Here is a 16,431-nt window from a genome sequence, read left to right as displayed (position 1 = left end):
CACCTGATCGAGGACAAATGATGGGTTTTCTTCACTCTACCTACGCTGCCCGTCGCAGGTGGATCATCAAACCTTCATGGGATGCGCAAACTTGCGGAGGCTATCTCGATGATCGCCGCCGCGGTTCCACGCATGCAATCAAAGTCTCTCCCGAATTCCTACAAATCTCCGCCATCTACCAAAGGTAGATTTCTCCCTGAAGCGTGGTCAACAACGCGACTTGCAAGAAATTCTGCAGGCGTCAGGCCCGCTTCCGACAATGAAATGGGAGTTACGCCATGCAGCATCTGCCAAACGACACCATCGACGTCCTGCTCGACCAGTTTGGTCAAATCGAAACCGTCAACGGAGATCCGAACTTCCCGACCACCGCGGACGCCTGGGGCGGTAACGACACGGTCACGGCGACAATCAGCCAGCCCGAAGCAGAGGTCACGGTCTTCGGCGACGACAACACGACGCTGCATGGCCTGTCCCACGGCGGCAACGACACGCTCACGGTCAATTTCAATTACGGCTGGAACGAAGCCCTCGTGGTCGGCGATGCCCAGGCGATGATCGACGACGCCAGGGGCGGCAACGACACGATCAGCGTCGAGGCCGATTCGCTGTACACCAACGTGCATGCTTTCGGCGACGTCGCCGGCGACATGTCGGGCAATTCGCATGGTGGCAATGACACCATCACCGGTGCCGTGGGCTGGCGAAGCTACGACAATGTCTACGCCGGCGATGCCGGCGGTTCCATAAGCGGCACGGCGCAGGGCGGCAATGACGCGCTCGACATCAGTGTGAACACAAGGGAGGGCTCAGCGAACGCCAGCGGCGATGCCATCGGCTCCATCGGCGGCGATGCGCATGGCGGCAACGACAACATCACCATCACCTTCGGCAGCGAAATTGTCATGACCGGCGGGTTTGCGTACGGAGATTCGGCGACCTCACTGACCGACAATGCCCAGGGAGGAGATGACATTCTAACGCTCAAGGCCGATGGCCCCGACACCCTCCACCTTACGCACCCAACAATCTACGGCGATGCACCGGCCATGTCCGGCAATGCCCATGGCGGCAACGATATTCTCACCGGGACGGCAACCAGTGATTTCCTGTATGGCGATGCGAAGGTCTATGCCCCCGCAACGCCGGGCTCGATCACCGGCGGCCGCGATATTCTCAACGGCGGCGGCGGCGATGACCAGCTTTCGGGCGGAGGGAACAGCGACATCTTCGTCTTCAACACCGGCTCCGGCAACGACCTGATCACCGACTTTGACCAGGGCAACAAGGCGGTCGGCAGCACCGCGACCGAGCACGACCTGATCAATGTGCAGGACTACGGGTTTGCGGACTGGACGGCGCTGTCGAGCCTGATCAGCGACAATGCCGCCGGCGATGCCGTGATCCATCTCTCGGCCAACGATTCGATCACGCTCGACGGCGTCCAGGCCGCGAGCCTGCACCCGACCGACTTCCTCATCTGAGCGGGTTGCTCCGGGGGCAAAGCGAAGCGATACCCTTCCACAACGAGCTCTTTCGCAGAGAACAAAAAACCCGCCGGCGACGGCGGGTTTTCTTCTAGAACAGCCTCGTCCTGAAGAGCCCGCCCAAAACGGGCGCCGAAGGATGGCCCTGGAGCCGCTCTCAAAATGCGGAATCTACGGTTTCGGTTCACGTTCGTAGACAGCGGCCACCAAGTCCACAGTTTCCGCAATTCCACGCTCACAACGCCATGGCAACGAAAAGCAAGAGCCTCCTGCCCAGCCTTCGCAACGCCCGGCGGGGCGCTCGATGGGTGCGCAAGACATTCGCGCGAGCGCCGCGAATGGTTCGGATCGCGACCATTGCGGCGATTCTGCTTGCGGCCCTCGCGCTCCTGAACACCGCCTACCACGTCGTCCGCAAGCCGACCGAACTCCTTGCCGTCGTCGGACACGTTCTCGACAAGGAGCCGGCCGAGACGTGGGCGAGGTACGGGCCCCTTTTCCGCGCCTACTCCACCGCGACGATCACGCCGGAATTGCTGGCCGCGCTGGCACAGGTCGAGAGCTCAGGCAATCCGGTGGCGCGCACCTATTGGCGCTGGCGATGGAGCTTCAATCCGCTGGCGATCTACCGGCCCGCCTCCAGCGCGGTCGGCCTCTTCCAGATGACCGACCCGGCTTTCGCGGAGGCCGCGCGGTTCTGTGTCCGCGGCAATGCGGTCACGCAGACCGGCTGCGGGTCTACGTTCTTCTACATCCGCGCGATCCCGAGCCACGCCGTCGAGCTGGCCTCGGTGTATCTGGACCGCCAGGTGGCCATGGTTCTCACCCTCGCGGGCGATGCGAAGGCAAGCGCGCAGCAGAAGCAGGATCTGGCCGCCTTCATCCATCTCTGCGGCGCGGGCCCCGCAGCGGCCTATGCGCGCCGCAAGTTTCAGATGATCGCGGGCGAGCGCTGCGGCGATCACCTCGTCGCGGGCTACCTCGCCAGGGTCAGCGCGATGAAGCGCCAGTTTCTGCGGCTAGCCGCGAATGAGGGCAGTTAGGCGTAGCCCGGATGAGCGAAGCGACATCCGGGACTTCTGTTGCCGAAGCACCCCGGATATCGCTTCGCTCATCCGGGCTACGAGACCACGCGAGTGGCCGGCTCTACCACCAATACGGCCACCGCCATCCCTCATACTGAACATAAGACGGCACCAGCGGCGGACCGTAGGGATCGACCTTGTCGTCTTCCGGGCGATAGCGATAGCGCGGAACGATGTTGTAATCCCACGGCGTCGGCCTCAGCACCGGCGCCGTGACGATCAGCCGCTCCTGCGGTGCACGAACCACTTGCTTCCGCGGCTTTGCTTCGGCAGCCGATGTTGCAAGGCCGCTCAGCACCAGGGCCGTTCCGAGCGCATAGGCGATGGTCATTTTCTTCATTACATTGGTCTCCTTGCCGCCAGAGTGCAAAAGGACGCGCGGCAAGGCAAGCGAATTTGCGCGCGATCTTTGCGGGAATGACCGATGCCGGCTTTGTCGATTTTCGCCGCCATTGGCGCAATGACGGCGTATGCGGCGGCAACGCTCTCTCGTGTCCCGGACGCGCCGCAGCGCGTAGCGATGCGGCGCAGAGCCGGGACCCAGCAAGCCGCACGGATCGCTGCAACTTGGGCCCCGGCTCTGCAGCGCACCGCTGAAGAGGCGCTGCGCTGCGTCCGGGGCACGGACCGGAATTTTTTTGCACCGCTGCACAGGCACCTTCATTGCGAGGAGCCCTTGCGACGAAGCAATCCAAAATCCCCCCGCTGAGGTACTCTGGATTGCTTCGCTTCGCTCGCAATGACGGAGGAATCCTTTGTGAGGACGGAGCGCTTGCTCGGCTCGAGCCCTAGTCTTGCCGCATCACTCGCCGTCCAACAGCGCGAGCGCCCGCGGCACCTGATCGCGATCCGCCACCAGCACATATTCCTGTCGCGTCAGGCTGGCGCCGCTCGCGAGCACGATCGAATTCTTTGGACAAAGGCCGAAACATCCGGTCATGACCAGCTTCGCCGGCTTGGTGCCGTCGCGCTTGCTCGCCTTCAGTTCGGACTTCAGCGCACGCCTGACGTCGCAGCCCTCGTCGCTGCGCTTCAGGCACTTCCGACACACCAAAACCGGCGCCGCGCGGCGCGCTCTGGCGATCATCGGACTTGAAGATTTCGAACTTGCAGATTTCGGACTTGCGGATTTGGACGGCTCTTCAGGCATGGCAGACCTATATGGGACGTCAGCTCATATAGGGATGGAACCGCAATCTCGCTTCCGGAGCGAAACGATGCACGGTGGATCAGCCCTTGCGCGAGCCCTACTCGCGCGCGCGACGTAGCGCCTGCTCCAGCTTCATTCGCTGCTTGTCCCAGCGGCCCTGCTCGGCCTCGGCGCGCGCATCCAGCGCAGCCTGCTCCGCCTCGATCTCCTCGGTGCGCGCTTCGTGCTCCCGCCTCGCTCTGTCGAGCGCCGCCTGCGCGGTCGCGACCGCCTTGTCGCGGCGCGCGCGCTCTCTGGCGCGGGCGGCCTCCTCCTTGTGGCGCTCGGCTTCGCGCCGCCGTTCCTCCTTCTCGAACGCCGCCGCGGCCTTGCGCGCGGCCTGATCGTCGATCTTGCGGGACGGCTCTTTTGCGGCCCTGGCCGGACGCTTCGTGGACTTGGGCTTTGACCTGCTCTTGGACTTGCGTTCGGACTTACCCTCGCCGAGATCGGTCGGCAGCTCCGCGCTCTCGGTGAACGGGCCGTCCGAGCCGACCGGGCGTCTCAGCACGACACCCGGCTTCGCCATCGTCGCCGCGACGATATCGGGGTCGTCGGTCTCCTTCGCGGCGCCCTGATGGAACAGGTTGGAGCTGGCGCCCCAGGCCTGCAGCGCCGCCTTCATCGAGGGTGCGGCGATCGCCTGATCGTAGAAGCCGAGCGAGGTCTGGTAGGTCTTCAGTTTCTTTGGCATGTCGCTCCGGTTTTCCGCGTCGCTTTCCGCTGGCGACCGTAGCAAGCGTAGCTCGATCTCGAACTACGAGCTCCCCAACAACGCGTCATACCCTTTCTCGCTGAACGCCAGCAGGCAGAACCCGTGCCCGAACGGATCGGCCAGCATCGCGATCCGCCCATAAGGCGCATCGCGCGCGGGCGCCTCCAGGATCGCACCCGCACTGAGCGCACGCGCCACGGCAGTGTCGACGTCGTCAACGACGACGTCGATATGCACGGGCGTCCAGTGCCGTTCGTAACGGCGGCGGTCGCCGCCGGCGCCGATCGTGCCGGCCTGCTTGGTCAACAGATACACCGGCGCCGGCCAGCCGAGCAGCTCGACGAAGTCGGCGCCGAAGCGGCGGCCGACCGTCAGGCCGAAGGCTTCGGTGTAGAAGGTCGCAGCTGTCCCGACGTCCGGGACGTCGATGTTGAGGAGGAAGGTCATGGCTCGTCGGCGAGGTTTCCGGATCAGCGGAAGCTACGCACCGAACGCCGGGACGTCGAGAGGACTCCACCGTGACATCATGCGCCTGTTTTGCCCGACAGCGCAAACGGAATTCGGTATCGCCGAAGTCAAATCAAATCCCGAACGATTCCATGGCGATGTCTACTGTGCATGGGGTTGTTTTCGCAAATATCGTCTGGCCGGCCCCTCAATCGCCCCTCAGGCTCAGGATATACGCCGAAAGCGCGTCGGCCTGCTCCGGCGAGATCACCAGGTTCGGCATGTTCTGGTGGCTGGTCCTCAAGAACACCTTGAGCGACAGCGCGGTGGTGCCTTGCCGGTCGGCGATGGCCTGGAAGCCCGGGGCCTCGTCGAACACTCCGATCATGTGCGGCTCGACGGCGTGACACGTCTGGCACCAGGCCCGCGCCAGGCGATGTCCCTCCGCGATCGTGCGCGAGCTGGACCTGGAGGCCCCCGCGGCGGTGTGGACGACGCTGAAGAGAAACAGCAGCGACAAGATGATCAGGATGACGATGCCGATGGAGATTCGAACAGTGTGCGACATGGCCAGACCTCACCGCGATTGAATCATCGATCGAGCCTAGATTTGCATGGAAAGGCCGAGTTGATCTGCGTCAAGGGAGAAGCGGATGACCGCTCGTCTTCGCAAGCTTGCCCCCGCCTCCTCAGCACGTCACAAGATCGGTGTGACCGAAGCCCTTGGAGTAGTCGAGCAGCGAGATCACCGTCGGTATGAGGCGGATCAGCCGCACCTCGGAAGGCTTCGGCACGGTGAGGCCGGAGGCCTTCTGCTCGGGATAGCGCGCCATCAGCAGCGCGATCGCCTTCTCGGCTTCGGCCGGATCGGTCACGGCCACTGCCCGCGCCGCCATGGACAGGCCGGTGATCTCCATCACTTCCGCCGGATCGTCGTCGATCGTCAGCGAGACGCGGTCGTCGCGGGACAGGTTCTGCGCCTTCTGGCTGTCGATGCCGCAGAGGAAGTAGATGGTGAAGCCTACGTTGGCGTAGCCAACGGTCGTCACCTGCGGCCAGCCATCCGGGCGAACGGTTGCGATCCGCATCGTGCGGTGCTGGTCCAGCAAGGTCTGGATTTTCTGTCTGAGAGTGTCGTCCATCGCTCGCCTCCGGTGGTCATTTCATCAAAAGGATACGCCCCTCACACGCAATGCCGTTGACGCAGCTCAACCCTGCGCGGGCGACGTTGGCTCATTGATCATGCCGCTCGCCAGGATCACGGCGACCGCATAGGCTCGGCGCTCATCCAACGGTTCAGGAGGCATCACCATGAACGGCAACCGCTATTACGGGGTCCGCGTCGAGGGCGCGAAATACGGCGTGGGATTCGGCTCGGCGCTCGCCATCGCGATCTCCTACACCAACAACCATTCGATCCTGTGGGCGATCATCCACGGCATCCTGGGCTGGCTCTACGTGATCTTCGTCGCGCTGTTTCGGTGACATCGCACCGGCAGGCGAAGCCCTGCCCGCGCGGTTTGCAGCTTTTCCTTGCTTTCCCGGTTCCCGCCTCTACGGTCGCGCCGCGAACGAACCGTTGAGACGAGACAGACATGACCGACACGATGAAATGCCCGGCCTGCAACTCCGAGCACGCCTATCAGGACCGCGATCTCTGGGTCTGCCCGGAATGCGGCCATGAATGGAGCGGCACGGCGGAAGCGGCCGCGGACACGGCGCAGGATGCCGGCGTGCGCGATGCCAACGGCAACGTGCTCGCCGACGGTGACAGCGTCATCGTGATTAAGGATCTCAAGATCAAGGGCTCGTCCTCGGTCGTCAAAGGCGGCACCAAGGTGCGCAGCATCCGCCTGCAGGACGCCAGCGACGGCCACAACATCGCCTGCAAGATCGACGGCATCGGCGCGATGAATCTGAAATCGGAGTTCGTGCGGAAGGCGTAAGATCCGCTAGCTTTGCCGCTGGGCCAGATAGAACCCGCACAGCACCGTCACGAGCCCAGCCGTCTGCAACATCGTCGGCGGCTCGCCGAGCAGCAGCCAGCCGGTGAGCAGCGTCAGCGCCGGCACGCAGGCCGGAAACACCGCGGCGCGGGCAACGCCGAGGCGCTGGACCGAGACGGCGTAGAGATAGAGCGCGGCGGGCCCGGCGAGCACGCCCTGCGCCAGCGCCTGGATCGCGTTCTCGGTCACGCCGATTGCCGCAATATGGGCGAAGCCGACGGTCGCGATGTAGACCGGCAACAGCAGCAGCGACAGCACGTTGATGACCAGGGCAGCCGATACGGCCGAGACGCGCCAGCGGCGCAGAGCAGCACCGAAGCCGGCGAACATGAACCCGGTGAGCACGAAGATCAGATCGCCCTGCACGCCGTCGGCCCCGATATGGCCGATCGATTCCGCGCCGATCACGCCGAGGCCGCCGACGATGACGAGCGCGCCGGCAAGCCGCGAGGCGGAGATCCGTTCCTTCAGCACGACCGCCGCGAGCAGCAGTCCGCCCAGCGTCGCGCAAGAGGGCTGGATCACGCTGCCGTGGCCGAGCGGCACGAACAGGAAGCCGGTGTAGGAGATCAGCGACATCACGGGGCCGCCGAGCACCATCAGCACGAGGCCCCTGCTCCAGCCGATGCCGCACAGATCGGAGATGCCCGCACGCGCGACCAGCGGCAGGAACACGATGCCCGACCAGACATAGCGATGCACCAGGAGATCGACCGGCGTGAAGCCGACCTTGAGGCCGTGCCGCGTGGCGGCAAAGCCGAGCGCCCAGAACAGCGCCGCGGCGAGGCCGCAGACCACGCCGAGCAGTGCCGGCGCTGCATCGTTCTTCTGAGTGAGAGCGTCAGCGCCGCTCGCCCGCTGATCCATGGATCAAGCGATATGTCGGCGCGCTGAACCGCTCAACCCACGCGCTTGCAGGGCTGGCACGCAGGCATCGCGACGATGCCGCGCAGGACCGTGATTGCCGCACGCGCAATGCGCATGCGGCGTCATCATGTCAATGGCCGCACCAGGCGGTGAAATCTCGCTCTGCGCGAGGCCCCATCTGCCTCAGGCGACCTCAGTCTTAGCGGGCCGTGCCCGTGGTGACGTCCGCGGTCGTCACCTTGCGGGGGCCGAGCACCTTCGCCTGGTGGACCGAGGCGACCGTGGCGGGCGCGGCGACCTGCTGCTCGACATGCGCAGCCCCAAGCACGCGCACCTGCAGCGGAGAGACCGGCAGGCCGTTGGCCTCATAGGTCGGCAGCTCGGCGGCGACGGCGGCGGTGCCGCCCACGATCGTCAGGATGGCGGCGGCGATCGACAAAGTCTTCTTGTTCATGGTGATGCTCCGAAGGTGAAGGTCGGAGCATATTTAGGCGCGATTTGCTGCATTGCGACATATTTTGTTGCATCGCAACAACGCGCGTGACGCATGGCGATATGCCTAATGCGTACAGGGCCTTGGGCGAATCACGCTGGCCGCGACATGGCGTCTCCGCGGACGGTACTCAGCCACCAAGCACATTGCCCCAGCCATCGAAGAGATAGGTCTTCCAGACTACGGTTCCATCTCCACCGGGCCTGCTGGCACGGCGGTAGTCATCGGCCTGATCGGCGGTCCAGGTGATGATCGTGTCCGAAAGTCGATCGTGCAGGATGGCGGGCTCGGTGGGATCGAAGGCGTCCATGGGACGAAGCGTGGGATGCGTCATGGCGCCTCCAACGCAGCAGCGTCCGCAAAGTTGCGGCACGGCCTCGGGCAAGGCACCGCGTGGAACCCTCGCGTTGCAGCTCGGCAACACCCGCCGCGAAAAGCCCGCAGCCGCCGATTGCGCCATTGCGCCGCCACACCATCCCCCGAACAATCGACGAACTGCGTGCCTTTCCGTGCAAGACTGTTTCGTCAACCGTTTGCATCATGACTGTTCGGACAAGATGGTTCGGACAGAACCGTTTGGAGGCAGGGATCATGAACGATCGGCGGTCTCTTCTGGTGGCGGTGTCGTGCCCCTCGGCCGTTCTCGCCGGCTGGCTGGTGTTGTCTCTCTCCGCCTATGCGCCTGCCCTCATCGAGAACAGCGGCGCCAATGTGGCTGCCGTCTCGCGCGTCAAGGATGTCAGTCGCCTCGCGCTCGCCGACGTGCCGCGCGCTGCAACGATCGAGGACGGCATCGCCTTGACCGCCGACATCGCCGCCGCCGTCGCTGCGGCGCCTGCCTCGATGGCGACGTCGCAGGACACGCCGGAGGAGCATGCCTCAATCGTCAAGCTCGCTTCAGCCGACCCGGCGCTGATCCTGCCGACGGAGGCGGCGCCCGCACCGCAGATTGCGCCTGAACCGGAAGCTATCGTCAGCGAGGCTGACCCTACTCCCGCGCCAGACCCAGAGCCCGTCAAGCTCGCATCCGCCGATCCCACCGAGATCGTGACGACGGACGCGCTGTCACCTGCGGCGATCGCAAGCGGCCCCGCCACGCCTGCGGCCAAGCCATCTCCGCCGGCCGACACCGTCGCCGTGCTCGACGAATGCTTCGTCATCGAGGCCTGCATCGACCGCTACCTCTGGGCGCTCTATCAGCGCACCGCCAAGGAGGACACGATCAAGGTTCAGGAGCGGCGCGCCGTCACCGTCAAGCGCAAGGGCAAGACGGTCACGGTGATGCGGAGCTTCACGAAGCTGGTCGATCAGGACTTCGGCTGGAAGGATCCGAAGGCGGCCGAGCGCGCCGGCATGTCGATGTTGGACTACGTCATCGGCGGCATGGACAAGAGTTTCAAGAAAAAGCTGTTCCGCACGCTGCTCGCAGCCGAAGCCGCCGGCCTGTCGCCGGGAATCACCAGCGCATTCCGCGACGACTATCGCCAGTCGATCGCGAGCGGCCTCAAGGCCGCCTCCGACCGGTCCTATCACGGCGGAAGCACACGGGGCGGCTACGGCCACGGCATGGCCGCCGACATCGTCAGCACCCAGGGCAACAACCGCGCGCAGCGCTGGGTCTCGACCGAGATCCTGTGGAAGTGGGTCGATGCCAACGGCAAGGCGTACGGCATCGGCCGGCCCTATCTCGGCCGCGATCCGCCGCATGTCGGCCCGATCGACGGGAAGGAATACATCTCGCGCCGCGGCGTTACGACCGACAGCAAGGAAGCCGCGAACGTCAGGCCGAAGAAGACGCGGGCGGTCGCCAGCGCCAAGCCGCCCAAGGCGCACGCCGCACGCGAGCAGAAGAGCCCGGCCAAGCAGCAGAAGTCGGCGCAATCGGCCGTCAAGCGCGCGACCTGAACCGTCAGGCGTCGGGCCCGCGCGTCGGCAACGGCACGAGCCGTATCTCGGCGGAGCCGGCGTCCTGCGTGCGTACCAGCACCGCAAAGATCGTGTCGACCGCAAGCCGTACCGCCGACTCCATCGCTTCGCCCTTGGCCAGATGCGCCGCGATCAGACCGGTGAGGAGGTCGCCGGTGCCGTAGGGGCGGATCGGCAAGCGCGGCGTCGCAAAGCGCGACAATCGCCCGTCTGCGCAGAGGATCGTCTCCACCTGCCCCGCCGCCGTGTCAGCGAGCGTGCAGCCGGTGGCGACGACGTCGATGCGGCCCGCCGCTGCCAGCGCGGAGCACGCCGCGCGGAGGCCCTGGGCATCGGCAATGGTGAGACCGGAGAGCAGCTCGAGCTCGAACTGATTCGGCGTCGTGAGGTTCGCCGCCGGCAGCAGCCGGTGCCGAACCACATCCAAAATGCCGTCCGCGACATAGACGCGGCCGTCATCGCCGATCACGGGATCGCAGAGATAGACGAGCTTCGCATTCCGCGTGAGCGCCCGCTCGACGAAATCGGCGATCACGGCAGCATTGCCCGGCGAGCCCAAATAGCCGGTGACGAGCACCGCAGCCTCGTCGGCCAGGCCGCGCTCCTCGACGCCCTTCAGGAGATCGGCGACGAGGTCGCTCTCCAGCACCCGCCCGCGCAGGCTGGGGTAGCGCGGATGGTTTGACAGCAGCGTCGTCGGCACCGCCGCAACGTTCACGCCCTCCGCCTGCATGGCGTAGGCAGCCGCGCTGTTGCCGACATGGCCATGGACCACCTGGCTCTGAATGGAGATGACGAGCATGAGGAAGGTCCGTAAGGTCAAACGTTGCGTTGGGCAAGCGTTACGGCATCTCGTATCCAAGCCCCTGCCGCAGCGCCTGCATCTTGCGCGCCAGCCGCCGGTGACCCGACTCCTCCGACCGCGCCAATCGATCGGCAACCGCGACATGGTCAGCATCGCTCTTGTGCTGGTTGAGCTTGGCCTGCCCTTCGACCTCATCCACCACGAGATCGACGACGCGGACCGCAGCCAGCATGCTCTCGCGCTTGCCCGGCTCCATCTGCGCGAGGTCCCAGGGTTCTTTCGGTAAGCGCGCCTCGGAGACTGCGAGCAGTGCATCGCCGTGTCCGCGGTTCTCGTCGAGCCCGCGCAGATGGGCCACGCCCGACAGGTGCACCGCTTCGTAAAGCCAGGTCGAGACGTTGTCGCGTGAGGCATACCAGTCGTTGGAGACATAGGCATCGTCGCCGGTGACGATCAGCAGAAATCGTCTGCTGCCATCGGCCAGCGCCACAAGCGGATTTTTGGCGGTGAAGTGAATCTGCGCGACAGTGTGCCCGCCGCGCTCGGTCAGCACGAATGGCACGTGCGAGGCCCGCGGCCCGCGCTCGTCCGCCGCCACGATCGCGCCGAAGCCGCGAGATGCGGCAAATTCCAGCGCGCGCTGCGTCTCGATGCGGAACTGGGCGCGGAGAACGTGCATGGCGCGGGTGCTCGATGAATGGATGACGAACGCGGCGAGGCTAACCCATAATCCCCCGAAATCTGAATAACAATCAACCTTCGAACGCTGATGCCGGCAATCCCTCAGCGCCGCGACAACCTCGCAAGATAGGCGCAGAACATGTCGGCCATGGCGTCGGCATAGGCGGCGCGAGCCCGGGACAACCTTTCGGCCGGCGGCATGATCGATCTCGTCGACATTCGCGAAGGCGATGCGTTGACGACGCTGAAGTCCGATCTGCCCGAAACGATCGATCTCGTGCTGCTCGACGGTGCCAAGGCGCTCTACCAGGATATCCTCGATCTGCTCGAAGACCGTCTCAAGCCGGGCGCGATCATCGTCGCCGACAACGCCGACGACAGCCCGGACTATCTCTCCCGCATGCGCAAGCCCGGAAGCGGCTATATGTCCACGGCCTTCGCCGACGACGTCGAGCTTTCGGTGCGGATCGATTGAAGCCACGTTCGACCGTCGCTGCGTCACTGAGCCGCTGCGCGATTCATCGCGCGGCGGCTTGGTCATCCGGGCCGACCGCAGAGCCCTTGCGCCGCGCTCCAGGCTGTCGCAGGCACGTCACCCCCGCATGGTATGCGCCGTCATATGTCAGCCATCGTCGGCCTAGTCTCCGCATGAGCTCCGTCTTCAACGCCTATACGGCTCTTGCCCTCGCCATCGTGTTCGAGGTCACCGCGTCGGCGTTCCTGCAGCAGTCCGCGCAGTTCACCCGTCCCTGGCCGACGCTGGCGATGGTGCTGTTCTACGTCGCCTCGTTCTACGCGCTGTCGGTGGCGATCCGGGTCATCCCGTTGAGCATCGCCTATGCGATCTGGGGCGGGGTCGGCATCATCCTGACCGCCACCGTCTCCTTCGTGCTGTTCCGCCAGATCCTGGACGCCGCAGCCTTCGTCGGCATCGCGCTGATCGTGTCCGGGGTCGTGGTCATCAACCTGTTTTCGGAGACCACGGTGCGTTGATGCCGGCCCGATGGGGCGCGCCTACTGGCTCTGCACCGGCTTAGGCTGACGCGGCGCGGATCGAGGCGGCTTTGCGTCAGGCTTGGCCGCACCCCGGGGCGGCGATTCATCGACCGACACGAGGTAGGCGGCGAGTGCCCTGGCCGAGTCGGCGCTGGTTGCGTAGTGGTCCTTCAGGAACCAGGACAGCGTCAGGCTGAAGCGGCCCTTGGCGAGACCGCGCGGGCTGCGATGGCAGGTCGCGCAGCCGTCAGCAAAGAGCTTCGCGGGCGATTTGCCGGCGTCGAGATTTTGCGCGGCAGCATCCGTCACCGTCAGCACGATGGCGGCTGCGACAGTCATCAGGGGCACAGTCAGGCCGCGCCAAGGTCGAAACAACGACGTCAAACTGTCGTCCCCTCGCCCCGTCTCGCGATCAAGCCGCCGACTGCTGATCGAATTCGGGCGGCGCGTAGGCCTTGCCGTCCTGGTCGGTGATGACGACCCGCCACCCCTCGCTCGCCCACACCTTTGCCTTCGCCACGATGAGCAACCGGCTCTCGCGGGCGAAGCTGTACTTCTCGTTGTCGCGTTCTGCGACCATTTTGTAGGCCAATTCGATCCCCTTGCGTCGCCCTGCACCCAACCTCGTCGTGGCAGCGTGCTTTGGCGGCAATTCGCCGGGAGCGTGGCAATTTGGTGCCATCCGCAGGCGGTATGGGCCGCCCCGTGCCATCGGCGACGGGGGCCGATCCTGCCGCGTCGGATCGGCGCTAATGCACGCGGATAACGTGGGGGCGGCCGAGATTGATCAGGCCCTGCACCGCCGAGAGGCGGTCATCGAGGGCTGCAATGGTGAGCAACAGATTGTTGCGACGCTCGTCGAGCAAACCCATTTCGGCGCCGCTGAGCTTTGTGCTCGTCCGTTCCTTGTGGATCGCTTCGAGGGACTTGCGCAGTCCGGCAATCAAACCGGCCAACTGCTGGGCCTCCTTGGTCATCGACCGCTTAGCGACATTCTGCTGACGGCGCGTCTCCGCCTGACTCTGACTCATTTCATCCTCCCGTGCCCCGCTGCCCCGAGTGGATGACTGCATCTTTGGATACACATGTTACGATCGATGAAATCTGCCCGCGAAGAACTTTCTTAAATTGTACGTGCAGGGAACTCGACACCGGGCGTCAGATCACCTTCAGCATGAAGCGGTCGAAGTACGATGCAAGCCCGGCATAATCGTCGAGCGGCAGCACATTCGCGACATACTGGTCGGGCCGCACCACGACCATGCAGCCGCTCTTTCGATCGATCCCTCGCATTGCGAAAACGTCGTGGCCGCCCTTGAGGTCCGGGCAGAACATCTTTTCGTAGTCGATCAGACCATAGCGGCCCTTGCGCGGGAGCAGCAGCGACGGCATCGCCGCGACGGCAAGCTGACGATGATCCTGCTGGAAGACGGCACGCAGGTCGATCACGCTGTCGACGTCGGCGCCAACAGGCGTGTATCGCCGCAATGGTGATTCCCGAGCTTCGGTGAGGAAGCCGCACAGCGCGCGAATGGCCGAGCCGGCAGCCACAGGATCCTCCGCAGGCGAAAACGCGTAGATGCGGAAACGGCCGTCGGCCTGCGCGGCGTGGCCGAGATGGACCGGCTTGGCGTCCGCCAGCCGGATCACCGGCGCGGAATGGAAGCGCTTGCCGATGACGAGGCCCTGCGCGAGGTGCTGATGCGAAGCCACGCCAGTGAGCACCGATGGCCTGTAATGCGTTGCCGTGCCCGCGGTATAGCGCCCGTGCCTGACGAAATAGTCCTGCGTTTTGGCGGCATCGGCGCCGCCGGCCTTGGCGGCCGAGGCGAGAATCCCCGCCCATTCGCGGTCGAAATCGATCAGCTCTTTCGCGACCGCCTGGCGCTCCGCCGAATAGGAATGTAGCAGGCTTGGAGCGCACCGGCTCCGGAGGACACCGGCGAGCTTCCAGCCGAGATTGAAGGCATCCTGCATCGAGACGTTCATGCCCTGCCCCGCCTTCGGGCTGTGCGTATGGCAGGCATCGCCGGCGATGAAGATGCGCGGCAGGCGCGCATCGGTGTCGGCGTCCGGCACGTCGTCGAACTTGTCGGTGAGGCGCTGGCCGATCTCGTAGACCGACCACCAGGCGATCTCCTTCACGTCCAGTGTATGCGGCTTCAGGATCCGCTGCGCCTTGGCGATCACGTCGTCGGCGGTGATGTTGCGGCTCGCAACGCGCTCGCCGACATCGAGTTTTGCGAGCTCGACATAGATGCGGACCATGTAGCCGCCTTCACGCGGAATGATCAGCAGGCTGCCGTCCCTGGCCGACTGGATCAGCGACTTGAATCGGATGTCCGGGAAATCCGTCACCGCCAACACGTCCATCACGCCCCAGGCGTGGTTGGCGGAATCGCCATGCAGCTCGCGCCCGATCGATTTGCGCACCGTGCTGCGTGCGCCATCGCAGCCGACGACGTAGCGCGCCTTGATCGTCTCGACCTTGCCCTCGTGCGCGGCATCGACGCGTTCGAGGCGCACGCTCACGGCATGATCGGCGACAGGATCGACATGGAGATCAAGCACGCGTCGGCTGTAATACGGCTCGAGCTTCGTTGGCGATCTGCGCATGACGTCGAGGAAACAGTCATGGATGCGCGCCTGGTTGAGGATGACGTGCGGGAATTCCGACAGCCCGTCCTCGACGTCCTGAACCCGGCCGCTGCGGGCGATCTTCTCCGGCATCCGCTCATCCGGCTTCCAGAACGTCGTTTCGTTGACCCAGTAGGCCTCCTTCAGCACCCGCTCGCTGAAGCCATAGGCGTGGAACATCTCCATGGTGCGGCAGGCGATGCCGTCGGCCTGGCCGACCAGCAGCCGGCCCGGCTTCTGCTCGACGATGCAGGTCTTGATGTCAGGAAACTGCGCAAGCTGGGCGGCCAGCGTCAGGCCGGCAGGTCCGCAGCCGACGATGAGAACATCGACCTCGTCAGGCACGGTGCCCGTTGCGCCCGGTGCCTGAACGCGCTCGGCGGGATCGGCAATCTCGGGGTCGCCCGGCTGAAATCCATTCAGATGGAATTGCATGAGCACCTCTCCCGTCAAATTTCTGTTTGGATATTGATCAGTATGCTGACGATCAGTATACTTGTCAACGACCTCGAAACCTCCCTGCCTCCGCGGAGACGTCGGTGAAAGACAACAACGACATGCCCGGGCATCTGGCGCGCCGCTTCCAGCAGATCGCTGTGGCGGTGTTCCTGGCCGAGGTCGAAGACGCCGGCTTCGATCTCACGCCGGTGCAGTACGCCGCGCTCGCGACCATCAAGGCCAATCCGGGACTCGACCAGGTAACGCTCGCCGGATTGATCGCCTACGATCGCACCACCATCACCGGCGTGATCGATCGCCTCGTCCAGAAGGGTCTCGCGGAGCGCCGCCCCTCCAGTCGCGACCGCCGCGCGCGGGAGCTCCAAATCACCGATGAAGGCCGGCGCACGCTGCGCAGGATCACGCCGGCCGTCGAATCCGCGCAGCGCATCATGCTGCGCGGCCTGAGCGCCAAAGAGGGCGACGAACTGATGCGGCTGTTGCGCAAGGCAATCGCCGCCGGCAACGAGCTCAGCCGCGCCCCGCAACGCGATGCGCAAATCTAACTCCAAACCACGTCCGAATTTGTCGCAGCGCACGAAACCAGGAACTAACCTTCGCCTGCTAAGCTCGGCCACATTGGGCGCTTAACGCGCGAT

22 protein-coding genes and 1 pseudogene are annotated in these 16,431 nt (G+C 64.8%); 8 read left to right on the top strand and 15 right to left on the bottom strand.

Features of this window, described 5'->3' with window-relative positions:
- The first annotated feature begins 278 nt into the window (after nt 1–278).
- On the top strand, nt 279–1,484 hold the full coding sequence (locus ABIA42_RS12215; protein WP_370113418.1) for a calcium-binding protein: 1,206 nt from the start codon (nt 279–281) through the stop codon (nt 1,482–1,484).
- Between the two features lie 248 nt (nt 1,485–1,732).
- Nucleotides 1,733–2,530, top strand: a complete 798-nt coding sequence (locus ABIA42_RS12210; RefSeq protein ID WP_370113420.1) for a transglycosylase SLT domain-containing protein — start codon at nt 1,733–1,735, stop codon at nt 2,528–2,530.
- 103 nt (nt 2,531–2,633) lie between these two features.
- Here the strand turns inward: ABIA42_RS12210 and ABIA42_RS12205 are convergent, their stop codons facing one another.
- The 6 genes from ABIA42_RS12205 to ABIA42_RS12180 all read right to left on the bottom strand — a co-directional run bounded on the left by ABIA42_RS12205 (nt 2,634) and on the right by ABIA42_RS12180 (nt 6,065).
- On the bottom strand, nt 2,634–2,912 hold the full coding sequence (locus ABIA42_RS12205) for a hypothetical protein (RefSeq protein WP_319329575.1): 279 nt from the start codon (nt 2,910–2,912) through the stop codon (nt 2,634–2,636).
- A 462-nt stretch (nt 2,913–3,374) separates the two neighbouring features.
- Nucleotides 3,375–3,623, bottom strand: a complete 249-nt coding sequence (locus tag ABIA42_RS12200) for a hypothetical protein (RefSeq protein WP_370113422.1) — start codon at nt 3,621–3,623, stop codon at nt 3,375–3,377.
- Nucleotides 3,624–3,819: 196 nt separating this feature from the next.
- The gene (locus ABIA42_RS12195; protein WP_370113424.1) at nt 3,820–4,455 is read right to left on the bottom strand and encodes a cell envelope biogenesis protein TolA; all 636 of its coding nucleotides are present in this window, start codon (nt 4,453–4,455) and stop codon (nt 3,820–3,822) included.
- 63 nt (nt 4,456–4,518) lie between these two features.
- Entirely contained in the window at nt 4,519–4,923 is a 405-nt protein-coding gene (locus tag ABIA42_RS12190) for a VOC family protein (RefSeq protein ID WP_370113426.1), read from the bottom strand.
- A 208-nt stretch (nt 4,924–5,131) separates the two neighbouring features.
- Nucleotides 5,132–5,491 carry a c-type cytochrome gene (locus ABIA42_RS12185; protein WP_370113428.1) on the bottom strand — a complete coding sequence of 120 codons (360 nt, stop codon included), beginning with the start codon at nt 5,489–5,491 and terminating at the stop codon, nt 5,132–5,134.
- Between the two features lie 121 nt (nt 5,492–5,612).
- A complete protein-coding gene (locus ABIA42_RS12180; RefSeq protein WP_370113430.1) occupies nt 5,613–6,065 on the bottom strand; it encodes a pyridoxamine 5'-phosphate oxidase family protein in 453 nt (150 codons plus the stop codon).
- A gap of 169 nt (nt 6,066–6,234) precedes the next feature.
- On the opposite strand from ABIA42_RS12180, the gene ABIA42_RS12175 reads away from it, so the two are divergent.
- Together ABIA42_RS12175 and ABIA42_RS12170 are read left to right on the top strand one after the other, a co-directional pair.
- On the top strand, nt 6,235–6,408 hold the full coding sequence (locus ABIA42_RS12175; protein WP_018644642.1) for a hypothetical protein: 174 nt from the start codon (nt 6,235–6,237) through the stop codon (nt 6,406–6,408).
- 110 nt (nt 6,409–6,518) lie between these two features.
- The gene (locus ABIA42_RS12170; protein WP_370113432.1) at nt 6,519–6,869 is read left to right on the top strand and encodes a zinc ribbon domain-containing protein YjdM; all 351 of its coding nucleotides are present in this window, start codon (nt 6,519–6,521) and stop codon (nt 6,867–6,869) included.
- Nucleotides 6,870–6,875: 6 nt separating this feature from the next.
- Here ABIA42_RS12170 and ABIA42_RS12165 read toward each other — a convergent pair whose 3' ends face one another.
- The 3 genes from ABIA42_RS12165 to ABIA42_RS12155 all read right to left on the bottom strand — a co-directional run bounded on the left by ABIA42_RS12165 (nt 6,876) and on the right by ABIA42_RS12155 (nt 8,623).
- Complete coding sequence (locus ABIA42_RS12165) at nt 6,876–7,796, bottom strand: DMT family transporter (protein WP_370113434.1); 921 nt, start codon at nt 7,794–7,796, stop codon at nt 6,876–6,878.
- A 199-nt stretch (nt 7,797–7,995) separates the two neighbouring features.
- Complete coding sequence (locus tag ABIA42_RS12160; protein ID WP_028179782.1) at nt 7,996–8,250, bottom strand: hypothetical protein; 255 nt, start codon at nt 8,248–8,250, stop codon at nt 7,996–7,998.
- Between the two features lie 169 nt (nt 8,251–8,419).
- The gene (locus tag ABIA42_RS12155; protein WP_271530508.1) at nt 8,420–8,623 is read right to left on the bottom strand and encodes a hypothetical protein; all 204 of its coding nucleotides are present in this window, start codon (nt 8,621–8,623) and stop codon (nt 8,420–8,422) included.
- Between the two features lie 257 nt (nt 8,624–8,880).
- On the opposite strand from ABIA42_RS12155, the gene ABIA42_RS12150 reads away from it, so the two are divergent.
- Nucleotides 8,881–10,194, top strand: a complete 1,314-nt coding sequence (locus ABIA42_RS12150) for a hypothetical protein (RefSeq protein ID WP_370113437.1) — start codon at nt 8,881–8,883, stop codon at nt 10,192–10,194.
- Between the two features lie 4 nt (nt 10,195–10,198).
- On the opposite strand, the gene pdxY is transcribed toward ABIA42_RS12150, so the two are convergent.
- Together pdxY and ABIA42_RS12140 are read right to left on the bottom strand one after the other, a co-directional pair.
- A complete protein-coding gene (gene pdxY, locus ABIA42_RS12145; protein WP_370113439.1) occupies nt 10,199–11,017 on the bottom strand; it encodes a pyridoxal kinase in 819 nt (272 codons plus the stop codon).
- Nucleotides 11,018–11,057: 40 nt separating this feature from the next.
- The gene (locus ABIA42_RS12140; protein ID WP_370113441.1) at nt 11,058–11,699 is read right to left on the bottom strand and encodes an FMN-binding negative transcriptional regulator; all 642 of its coding nucleotides are present in this window, start codon (nt 11,697–11,699) and stop codon (nt 11,058–11,060) included.
- Between the two features lie 165 nt (nt 11,700–11,864).
- Here ABIA42_RS12140 and ABIA42_RS12135 point away from each other — a divergent pair.
- Both ABIA42_RS12135 and ABIA42_RS12130 read left to right on the top strand, forming a co-directional pair.
- A pseudogene (locus tag ABIA42_RS12135) lies at nt 11,865–12,176 on the top strand (O-methyltransferase); the annotation flags it as partial.
- Between the two features lie 173 nt (nt 12,177–12,349).
- Nucleotides 12,350–12,694 carry a multidrug efflux SMR transporter gene (locus ABIA42_RS12130; protein WP_028179789.1) on the top strand — a complete coding sequence of 115 codons (345 nt, stop codon included), beginning with the start codon at nt 12,350–12,352 and terminating at the stop codon, nt 12,692–12,694.
- A 21-nt stretch (nt 12,695–12,715) separates the two neighbouring features.
- Here the strand turns inward: ABIA42_RS12130 and ABIA42_RS12125 are convergent, their stop codons facing one another.
- From ABIA42_RS12125 to ABIA42_RS12110, 4 genes are all read right to left on the bottom strand, one after another.
- Entirely contained in the window at nt 12,716–13,036 is a 321-nt protein-coding gene (locus ABIA42_RS12125) for a hypothetical protein (RefSeq protein WP_271530504.1), read from the bottom strand.
- A gap of 73 nt (nt 13,037–13,109) precedes the next feature.
- Nucleotides 13,110–13,289, bottom strand: a complete 180-nt coding sequence (locus tag ABIA42_RS12120; protein ID WP_239623346.1) for a hypothetical protein — start codon at nt 13,287–13,289, stop codon at nt 13,110–13,112.
- Nucleotides 13,290–13,446: 157 nt separating this feature from the next.
- On the bottom strand, nt 13,447–13,674 hold the full coding sequence (locus tag ABIA42_RS12115; RefSeq protein ID WP_244430140.1) for a hypothetical protein: 228 nt from the start codon (nt 13,672–13,674) through the stop codon (nt 13,447–13,449).
- Nucleotides 13,675–13,855: 181 nt separating this feature from the next.
- Nucleotides 13,856–15,769: an FAD-binding monooxygenase gene (locus ABIA42_RS12110; protein ID WP_370113444.1), complete on the bottom strand. Its 1,914-nt coding sequence runs from the start codon at nt 15,767–15,769 to the stop codon at nt 13,856–13,858.
- Nucleotides 15,770–15,873: 104 nt separating this feature from the next.
- On the opposite strand from ABIA42_RS12110, the gene ABIA42_RS12105 reads away from it, so the two are divergent.
- The gene (locus tag ABIA42_RS12105; protein ID WP_370113446.1) at nt 15,874–16,338 is read left to right on the top strand and encodes a MarR family winged helix-turn-helix transcriptional regulator; all 465 of its coding nucleotides are present in this window, start codon (nt 15,874–15,876) and stop codon (nt 16,336–16,338) included.
- Nucleotides 16,339–16,431 lie beyond the last annotated feature (93 nt).

The organism is Bradyrhizobium sp. USDA 327, assembly GCF_041262065.1.
GTDB lineage: Bacteria > Pseudomonadota > Alphaproteobacteria > Rhizobiales > Xanthobacteraceae > Bradyrhizobium > Bradyrhizobium liaoningense.
This window is presented reverse-complemented; position numbering and strand designations above follow the sequence as displayed.